The sequence below is a fragment of the Acetobacter cibinongensis genome (genome assembly GCF_000963925.1).
GTDB lineage: Bacteria > Pseudomonadota > Alphaproteobacteria > Acetobacterales > Acetobacteraceae > Acetobacter > Acetobacter cibinongensis.
The window spans coordinates 1-9,397 of record NZ_BAMV01000022.1; the positions used below are offsets into that span (position 1 = coordinate 1).

The 9,397-nt window shown below is 48.4% G+C and carries 6 protein-coding genes; 4 read left to right on the forward strand and 2 right to left on the reverse strand.

Annotated features, from left to right (window positions below; translation table 11 throughout):
• The first annotated feature begins 796 nt into the window (after nt 1–796).
• The 4 genes from Abci_RS12300 to Abci_RS12315 all read left to right on the forward strand — a co-directional run bounded on the left by Abci_RS12300 (nt 797) and on the right by Abci_RS12315 (nt 6,195).
• Entirely contained in the window at nt 797–1,288 is a 492-nt protein-coding gene (locus tag Abci_RS12300; protein WP_146807071.1) for a hypothetical protein, read from the forward strand.
• Nucleotides 1,289–2,391: 1,103 nt separating this feature from the next.
• Nucleotides 2,392–3,000 (forward strand): glutathione S-transferase N-terminal domain-containing protein, encoded by a 609-nt coding sequence (locus Abci_RS12305; RefSeq protein WP_048839482.1) that lies wholly within the window; start codon nt 2,392–2,394, stop codon nt 2,998–3,000.
• A 414-nt stretch (nt 3,001–3,414) separates the two neighbouring features.
• On the forward strand, nt 3,415–4,326 hold the full coding sequence (ppk2, locus tag Abci_RS12310; protein WP_048839483.1) for a polyphosphate kinase 2: 912 nt from the start codon (nt 3,415–3,417) through the stop codon (nt 4,324–4,326).
• Between the two features lie 492 nt (nt 4,327–4,818).
• Nucleotides 4,819–6,195, forward strand: a complete 1,377-nt coding sequence (locus tag Abci_RS12315) for an Nramp family divalent metal transporter (protein ID WP_048839484.1) — start codon at nt 4,819–4,821, stop codon at nt 6,193–6,195.
• 204 nt (nt 6,196–6,399) lie between these two features.
• Here the strand turns inward: Abci_RS12315 and Abci_RS12320 are convergent, their stop codons facing one another.
• Both Abci_RS12320 and Abci_RS12325 read right to left on the reverse strand, forming a co-directional pair.
• Nucleotides 6,400–8,064: a glycosyltransferase family 4 protein gene (locus tag Abci_RS12320; RefSeq protein ID WP_048839485.1), complete on the reverse strand. Its 1,665-nt coding sequence runs from the start codon at nt 8,062–8,064 to the stop codon at nt 6,400–6,402.
• A 17-nt stretch (nt 8,065–8,081) separates the two neighbouring features.
• Nucleotides 8,082–9,397, reverse strand: a 1,316-nt coding sequence (locus Abci_RS12325) for a Hint domain-containing protein (RefSeq protein ID WP_181015854.1), incomplete at its 5' end; no start/stop codon positions are given.

Here is a 9,397-nt window from a genome sequence, read left to right on the forward strand (position 1 = left end):
CTGGTGCCGGGATAACTTCTGAATCCACCATATGCAGTTTACGGCGCGGGGCCTCTGTCAAGGCTTACCTGTGCGTGGCTGGCACCCAACGTGCCTTCTCATGCCGGGGAGCGATGATTTTGGCTCTTGATTGTGGCCGGTCTGGTTTCAAAACTGTATGTTCAGCACGGCTCCAATTAAAATACGCTACCTTGCTTTCAAGCCATGGGGAATGGTCCTGCCGCAGTTCTGTCATTCCTGATACGCGGCAGCCCACTATCTTACCTTGGTTTTTTACGTATACTCAAGGTGTAAGTGCGTCAATAAAAAGGCTATACCTAAAAAGGAGGCCGACCGGTAACAGGGAAAGACTGGATGTTGGCAGGCCGGGTTCTTGCTGAAATGATTGAAGCGGTAGACAAATGGGCTGTACATTACGATTTAACTCGTTCAGAAGCAATTTTCCGACTTATTCAGTTGTGTCTTGAATATAAGCATGAATTACCATGAATTGGACATCCTTAATAAATTTTGATTTGCTAACCTTTATCCTGTCTAGCATTGTGAGTGCTGGATTTAGTTGTGCTGTGTGGCTGCTAAAAACGCATAGTGAAAAGAAAATCACAGCGAAAATTGAGCATGAGTTCAATCAAAAATTAGAAGATCACAAAGCTAAACTTAAAAAAATATAGCCCTTTATCAGGGTGATCTTCAGACTGAATTTGAAGTCTTTAAACTAACCACTTCCCAAGCGCAGGATAGAAGGACGCGCTCTAATGAGAAAGAGTACAACGCGTGCATTGAGTGCTGGAGCCATTTGAATAGCGCATTTGCTATGGTAAGATCTCTAGTTTCAAATTTTAGGTTAGCGCCACAATTAAACGGATTAAATCGAGAAAATTTCAATCTTTACATAGAAGAATTTGATTTACCAGAAGTTGATAGGAACCATATATTTTGTTCAGAAGATAGACAAAAAGCATTTTTAGATACAATGCATTATAGGGATTTAAATCATACTAAAAAAGAAATAGAACAAGCCAAGAACTCACTCAATGAAAGTGGTATTTTTTTTGATGAAAAATTATATATAACCTTCTCTCGCCTTCTATCTCATCTAAGTAAAGTGTGGCAGGAGCAGTATAATGTATCAGTTTTGCAGCAAAATACCAGATTAGTATATACAAATAATTTTATTGAGGTGGGAGACAGAGATGTGAAAATCATCAGAAATATACTACGTGATAACCTACATATAAAAGCCGTAGGTTTTATTAATAAATCTGAGATTGAAGCACACAATAATTAGACATGCCACAGTATTAACTATTTGAGTAAATCATACCACAATAAGCATTGTCAGCCAAAGCAGAACACCAGCCAGTCGCTCTTTATGTCGATGTAACTAAATTCTAGATTTAGGTATTTTTATTAGAAAATTGACTATTCAAAAAAACCTAGAGTTTTTTGTAATATACTCTGGGGATATTATTTAGAGTGCTTTTATAAACTGATTAGCCTATAATGGTAGGAAGGCGTTGCCAACGAGGTTGCAACGCCGATCAATACGCCACCCAAAAGCAAAACCGTTCCCATTTCGAGAACTGGCCCACCAGACTGATTTTAAAGTTTTTGCTGTGCAGGAGTATCGTGTTCCTTCTCTTTTCAAGGGTGAATAAAAGGAGCCCCCATGCTATTTCCACAATCGGGGGGTTCGTCATTTTCAGCCTTGCCTCTGGTAGCTTCACTGCTTGCAACTCCAGCGGAATGTAGGTGCTGTTACCAATACGATATTGCCCTCCCCTGAATTGGCGGTCCGTTACTCATTTCCTGCGCCGTGACCTGTGCCGGCTTTAAAGGGTCCATGAACAGCAGGCCTTCCCGGTCAAACTCCACAAACGAGGAGCAAGGTGAAAAGAGTTAGATATTCAGTTTCGCCTCAGTCAGTTTCAGGTCTACATCTAGCGTGAAAATTAGGTAGACCAGTTGCCACGGGGCATCTGTAATAATGCCAGTTAGGCAAAGCGCACACAGAGCCCGGACTAACGAAAGCGCATTTATGGCGGCTGTCCCTTCTACTCTTCAGCGTAAACTTCCGTTCCCGCAGCTTGCAGCCCGATCACTTCTCTTCTGCTGCCTCGAGGGTATACGTCTGTGTTCCAGTCCCTTATGAAGCTTGAACCAGCATCCTACGAAAAGGCGTTTTACATTTCTGCAGAATGTAAGCCATGCTGTTTGAGTCTACTGTCGGGACTACCTTACCAAGCATAATCGTTTATTTGCGTAGTTTTTACACTTGAGTAAGCAGATACGAACTCTTCTCATTGTGAGCTATTCATGCGAGGCTTTCCCCAAGCAGGATGGTCTCTGCCCGTTCTGCGCCTTTGGAAACATTGAAGCAAAGAACTGACAATGAAACTCTACTATTCCTCTGGTGCTTGTTCTCTGGCAGCCCATATCCTTCTGAATGAGACAAACCTTCCTCACACGCTTGTAAAAGTCGATCTTAAAGAAAAGCGGACAGCCGAAAACCAAGACTACAAGGCAATCAATCCAAGAGGGGCTGTTCCAGCACTTGAAGTGACTACAGGAGAGGTTCTGACGCAAAATGTAGCTGTGCTGACCTATATTGGCCGACAATCAGACAACACAGCATTTAGCCCAAAAGAGGATAGCCTTGAGTTCTTCAGGCTTCTGGAAATGCTTGGCTTTTGTGAAGACGTGCATAGTGCGATTGGGGGGCTCTTTGCTCCCAATCTTCCTGAGGCAACACGTGACCTGTTGACACATCTTATAACGCGCCGCTTGTCACAGGTAGAAGCGCTGCTTGAGAATAGCAAAAATGGCTATCTGTTGCCTATAGGGTTCACTCAAGCAGACGCGCTGATGGCTGTCATTCTAAGCTGGACAACGCCTTTGAAAATTGATCTTTCAGCTTATCCCAAAGCTACCGCATTACGCGATAAGGTCTTTGCCCGGCCCGCTGCTCAGAAAGCTTTAAAAGAAGAAGGTTTAATCTAACGGCAGGCTCTGTTCTGCCTGCTTCTTCACGTGAGATTGCGTAATATCGATAGTAAGGAAGCTACAAGCGAAAATAGTCACTTGTAGCTTCTTTGTTCAATAATTTTTCATCTGGAAAGTTACATGGTATAAAAATACACAGCACAATTTAATAATTTTTCTTCAAAACTAAAATACGGCTTAAAAAGGTGATCTCGGTTTTTTCGTGCCTAGATTTTAATCTTATATCCACAAATAAAATACGTTTCGCAAAGAACATTTTATAAATTTCGATGCTACCTAATCAATATTGTATTTTTATGAAATCTGCTGTTGAGAGCCTGAAGAACGGTGCTTTGGTCTCGAAAGTATGCCATTTTTCCCATGAAATCCGACTATCGTGAGTTGGAAACATAATGCACAGGTCGCCAGACTATGACAGAAAATAAAGATAGATTTTCACCCGCTGAACTAGAGCGCATTCGCATTCGGCAGGAAATTATAGATGACCTCGACGAAGAATTTGAGCTTGAGCTCGAAGCTGGATCTGGCGGTGAAAACTCAGAATATTCTACTGCTTTCCGGAAAGTCTATTTTAGTGAACTTGTCCGTTTGCAAGGAGAGCTCATAAAATTACAGGACTGGGTAAAGGAAACAGGTTCCCGCGTTGTCGTGCTTTTCGAGGGGCGTGACGCTGCTGGGAAAGGCGGGGTAATCAAGCGAATTACTCAGCGTCTAAACCCGCGCATTTGCCGTGTGGCGGCCCTACCCGCCCCTACAGAGCGTGAACGTACACAATGGTATTTTCAACGCTATGTCGCCAATCTACCCGCTGCCGGAGAAATCGTTCTCTTTGATCGCAGTTGGTATAATCGCGCTGGTGTAGAGCGCGTCATGAATTTCTGTTCAGACGACGAATACGAAGAGTTTTTTCGCTCGGTTCCTGAGTTCGAGCGTATGCTGGTGAGAAGCGGCATCAAACTGATTAAATACTGGTTTTCAATTACAGATGATGAACAAGAAGCGCGTTTTGAAGCGCGAATTTCCGACCCACTAAAGCAGTGGAAGCTTAGCCCGATGGACCTGGAAAGCCGGAAACGTTGGGAAGCCTATACAAAAGCCAAGGAAATCATGCTGGAGCGTTCCAGTATTCCTGAAGCGCCGTGGTGGGTTGTTCAGGCTGTAGACAAAAAACGGGCACGTCTAAACTGTATCAATCACCTTTTAACCCAAATACCCTATCAGGATATTACAAAGCCGGAAGTAGTATTACCGCCCCGCGTCTATCATCCAGATTACGAACGCCAGCCAACTCCTGAAAATATGATCATACCGGAAATTTACTAGATCGCGTTGACGAAATATCTGATTTACGGCGGCGAGATTAAGGAAACTCATGAGTGACAAGGCACTCTTGTCGTAGTGGGTGGTGATGCAGCGCATCTACTTGAGCTTGTTGACCTCCTCTCGCTGCCGTTGTGGTCCCTATAATGCCACCAATCTGTCTTCTGTAAGCGCAGCAGCCTTTGCAGGATGCAATACCGTCAGTATCTCGTGAGCCAGCGGATCCTGACGGAAATTGTCGCTGTCATATCCCCGATCGGCCAGCATGGCTCAGGGGTTTGAAGTAGGCAGGTTCGCTAGGGACCTAACGCCTTGTAATCAGAGACCTATCCTCCGGTGGAACAAAGCCGAGAGGGCGTCTCTGATTGTAGTACCGGGCATAGACGAGGTTTGTAAAGCCTCCGAGTGAGTCCTTCTTTTTACGCTATGGTTTCCCATTTGCTTCTTTATATAGCACATTGCATATTTCTCAAAGGTGGAGTTTAGTATTCCACTATGTCTGATACTCAAGTCCCTCACCCTTCCACAGAGCCTTCCTCTTCTAAAGCCCCATGGCGCTTTGCGCGGTCCGGCGGCGCGGATGCCCGAAGCTTGCCAGAGGTTTTTGCGAGTATTCCGCTACCTGAAGGCAATGCTTCCTGGTGGCGACGCTTTTTGGCGTTTGTCGGGCCGGGTTACATGGTCTCTGTCGGATATATGGACCCGGGAAATTGGGCGACGGACTTACAAGGCGGGGCGCAGTTTGGCTACACGCTACTGTCCGTTATTATGCTCTCCAACCTCATGGCTATTTTGCTACAAGCGCTTGCTGCCAGGCTGGGCATTGCTACCGGGCGAGATCTTGCACAAGCTTGTCGTGAGCATTTTCATCCAGTTGTCTCCATTGTCCTCTGGCTTGCCTGCGAACTTGCCATTATTGCCTGCGACCTTGCAGAGGTAATTGGGACAGCTGTTGCTCTACAGTTACTGTTTGGGATGCCACTCCTGATGGGGGCTGCGGTTTCAGTACTAGATGCTTTTCTTGTCTTATGCTTAATGAATCGCGGCTTCCGATATCTGGAGGCTTTTATCATTGGGCTTCTCAGTATAATCGCGGGCTGTTTTGCCGTGCAAATGTTCGCCGCAGCGCCACCCATTGCGGCACTTCTTAAAGGCTTTGTGCCTGCCCCAGAAATTCTGACCAACAGTCAAATGCTTTATGTAGCTATCGGTATTATTGGGGCAACGGTGATGCCTCATAACCTGTATTTGCACTCCTCTATTGTCCAGACCCGCGCATTTGAGCGTACCGTCGCAGGCAGAAAAGAAGCTATCCGGTGGGCAACGTGGGACAGTACCATAGCCCTCATGTTGGCTCTTTTTATAAACGCCGCCATTCTTATCGTTGCTGCTGCGGCTTTTCATACCACAGGCCATCAGGATGTAGCAGAAATAGAAGATGCGTATCGCCTGTTATCACCCATTCTTGGTTTGGGGGTTGCCTCCACTTTATTTGCAGTTGCGCTGCTAGCTGCCGGCACAAACTCAACCGTCACCGGCACCCTGGCTGGCCAGATTATTATGGAAGGTTTTCTACGCCTCACCATTCCGCATTGGGCAAGGCGTTTACTAACGCGCGGACTCGCCATTATTCCAGTTATTATCGTGACCCTGCTGTATGGGAATGCCGGTGTGGGCAAGTTGTTGTTGCTGAGCCAGGTTATCCTGTCGATGCAACTGCCCTTCGCGGTCATCCCGCTTGTATTATTTGTATCTGACAGAAAAAAAATGGGTGAGTTCGTTATTTCGAAAAAAATAAAAGTTCTATCGTGGTTGGTTTCAGGCCTTATTCTGATCCTTAATTTCAAGCTGCTCTTCGATACTCTTTCCTGATATTTTTGAATTCTCGTGACAAAATATTATTCAGGCGGTTCGTCAGAAGTGCAGTCGTGACAAACAGGTATTTGTCGGCAAGAATCATGAAAATAAAGGTAGGCTGTTAAACTATCAAAGCTTACAATAAGCTGAGTGTGGAAGGGTGGAAGTTTAAAGACTCAAAGATCCGTGGACTACTAACCCTTTGATTCCTTAAGCCGGTTAGTCGGCAATTTTTCGTTTGCGCGTGGCCATTTTGAGTGCTGCATGCAAAGCCTCAGTGGTGCTTTTTTCGCTAAACGTTTTTGTCACGTATGCCTGCAATTTCTTACTTATATCCTGGCAGCGTTTGGGGTCTGCATATAGTTTGAGAATGCAGTTCTTCAGTCCTTTATCATCTTTCGTAGCAAGACTAGCCAGCGCACGCGGAAGTTTCAGCCCTTCAGCCGCCGTTTGTGTCATCACGCAAGGAACACCGGCAGCAAAGCTTTCCAGCACTTTCCCTTTAATTCCGGCACCAAACCTCAACGGTGCAACGGTCAGACGCACCCGGTCAAGAACCTCTTTGTCTAGGTTCTCCACATGTCCCATCACTCGTACGCCCTCTGGCCAGCACAAATGCGGGGGTAGATCTGCCCCGACCAGCCAGAATGTGAGCGCGGGATAGTGTGCGCGTAAGTCTGGCAAAATAGTTTCTACAAACCAGCGTGCTGCATCAAGGTTGGGCGCATGAGAGTAATTGCCGATAAAGGCGATATCACGCCGTTCCTCAAAATTATTTACCGGGGATCTCACAGGAATAGCCCAAGGAACACAGGCAATGCGGGCCTGCGGAACAGCCTTGGTCAGCCACTCTTCTTCTTCTGGTGAATGGGTTACTACGCCGTCTGCCTGCCAGGCGGCAGTGCATTCCTGCAACCGGACAGACCTGCTCAGTGCGAGCAACTCGGGCCGTTTTTCAAGCGCAGCCTGCCCGTTCATGCGCCGATGGTGTAGGTCGGCCACGCTATAGAGCACTGTAGCGGCGGGTTGATAATGTCGGGCCAGAGCAAGATAGCGTGTCGCGACACCAATACGGTGCAGATACACCACATCAAACGTTCCGGACTGACGACGTAAAATATCCTCCACACACGCGTAATGGGGTGCACGCCACACAGTCAGACCCAACTGTTCCAGACGCCCGCAGGCCGAACGGTCTGGGTCCATATCCCTCGCAGCGACGAAACTGACATCATAGCCAAGTTCTTTCAGGCTTCTCGCATGTGATGAAATGGCTTGCGAGCCTGCATCCCGGCCTGACATTGGCAGGTTTTCATCAATAATCAGTGCACGCAGCGTTCTGGCTTTCTGCGGGAAAGCTGGCCCGAACCGGCGTGCAAGGCGGTTGTAACGCTCCCTCTGCTCCTGCCCGCTTTCCGTCCGTGCATGTGCTACAAGTAACTTGTCAGCAACGTCAGCCAGAAAGGCGAGAATATCCTCTCGTTCGGTATGTGTTTGCGCTCCCTGGGCGACCTGACGGACAAGGCGCTGCAAATCTTCATCCAGAGCTTTGGCAGCTTCAATCACCACCGGAGACCCGTTTAGTTCCGAGCCATCACTTTCCCGACGCACCTGAATAACATGCCGCTCATGTACAGGCAGGGGAGCCGGGATAAGCAGGTCAAATCCACACCGGGATTCACCAAAGCCTGCCCGTGCCACATCGGGCCTGGCCTGATTGGCGATAATCCGGGCAAGTGGTTTCCCATTGTCCAGGATTTGCAGAGCAGCAGGCTCCCCCCCCTGCTTGGGTTGTGCCCAACCCACAATGCGGGTGCGCGTTGCCAGATCCAGATATCCCGGCAACACCGAGGGGTGTGCCGGAACAACATAGGGTTCAGTCATGCCAGTCCGGCCTTACGTTATGCTACAGCGCGCGACGCCGGAATAACGTCCACCACTGTGAAAGACAGGTTTGCAATTTGTGCTTCTGTCAAACCACAAACCAGATTGACCTCAAAGGCATGAAAACCATTGCCTTTCCCGGAAGCTTTCAAATCTGCACGGTACTGGTCTGCCGTGGCGTAGCAGAGCACAACTCCATTGGCAGAAATTTTCAGACGCAGCTTGCCGTCCGGCTGAGTAGGGTCCCAGCCCCAGCCTGTAATGTGGCTACGGCTCACTTTGTCCACATAAAATTCTGCGGCAGTTGTGGCGGATTGTGCTGCAGGAGCAAGATAACGGCGGACAATCTCAAGCGCCTCACCGTCTTCTACACGTGGCGCACAATAACGTGGAGCAATCTGTTCCGCGTCTGGGTAAAGCTCCGCAAATTCATGCGCATTATGGAACATGCCTCGGCTGTCATCATCCACAAATGTTTCAGACGGAGCACCTTCCGCAAATATAATGTCGTGCGTTTCCAGTTCTATATGGATGTATTCAATGACACTGCTGTTTTCTGCCTGTGTAATGGTCTGCCCATTAACCAGTGCGTGAGCTGGCACCAGAACACCCAGCAGGAACATGGCATGCAGCGGGGAGACGATCAGATCCCGTCTTGGCAGATCATTTGCCAGCGCACCCGCCGCAATTCTGACGGGCATAATATCCGTACGTCCGGCAGCAAAACGGCCATCATAGGCCCGACGGCCAATCCAGCGGATCGGGCGCAGGCTGCCATCATGCGTTACAAGACGGTCCCCTATTTCCAACGTCTCCACCGGGCGCTCCCCTGCTTCCGTCAGGATGAGAGTGCCGGGGCAGTAACAGGGTGTGCCTTCTTCCAGTGTAAGAAGCGTGCCGCCATGCCCGTCATCTGAAAGAACAAAGAAGTCGTTACTGTAATCACCTTCAAGCGTTGCAATAGGGCTAGAGTTCGCACCGTTGGAGAGGTCAAGCGCCTGACCAGCATCAATACTAGCTGTGGTGCTGCTGTCATAAGCAACCCAGCCGAGGTCCAGAGATGCACCTGCATTCAAATGCACACCCGTTAGCGAGCCGCCAGATTGAACCTGCACACTGCCACCACTGCTGACGACCATACCGGCAATGGTTGCAGTAGAGGAGACAGACAATGCGGCACCATTTTCCACCGTTACGCTGGAGACAACTCCAGAAGCCTCGATCTTGCCACCGCTCTGCACCGTCACGCCGGTGGCCGTGCTGCCCGCCTCCACATCCAACTTTCCACCGGCATTCACGACAGTATTGGTGGCTGTCGCGCTCTCGACCAGAG

Bases quoted from the DNA above. Each gene is read 5' to 3' on its own strand.
- Abci_RS12305 (WP_048839482.1), top strand. From the start codon at position 2,392: ATGAAACTCTACTATTCCTCTGGTGCTTGTTCTCTGGCAGCCCATATC.
- ppk2 (WP_048839483.1), top strand. From the start codon at position 3,415: ATGACAGAAAATAAAGATAGATTTTCACCCGCTGAACTAGAGCGCATT.
- Abci_RS12315 (WP_048839484.1), top strand. From the start codon at position 4,819: ATGTCTGATACTCAAGTCCCTCACCCTTCCACAGAGCCTTCCTCTTCT.
- Abci_RS12320 (WP_048839485.1), bottom strand. From the start codon at position 8,064: ATGACTGAACCCTATGTTGTTCCGGCACACCCCTCGGTGTTGCCGGGA.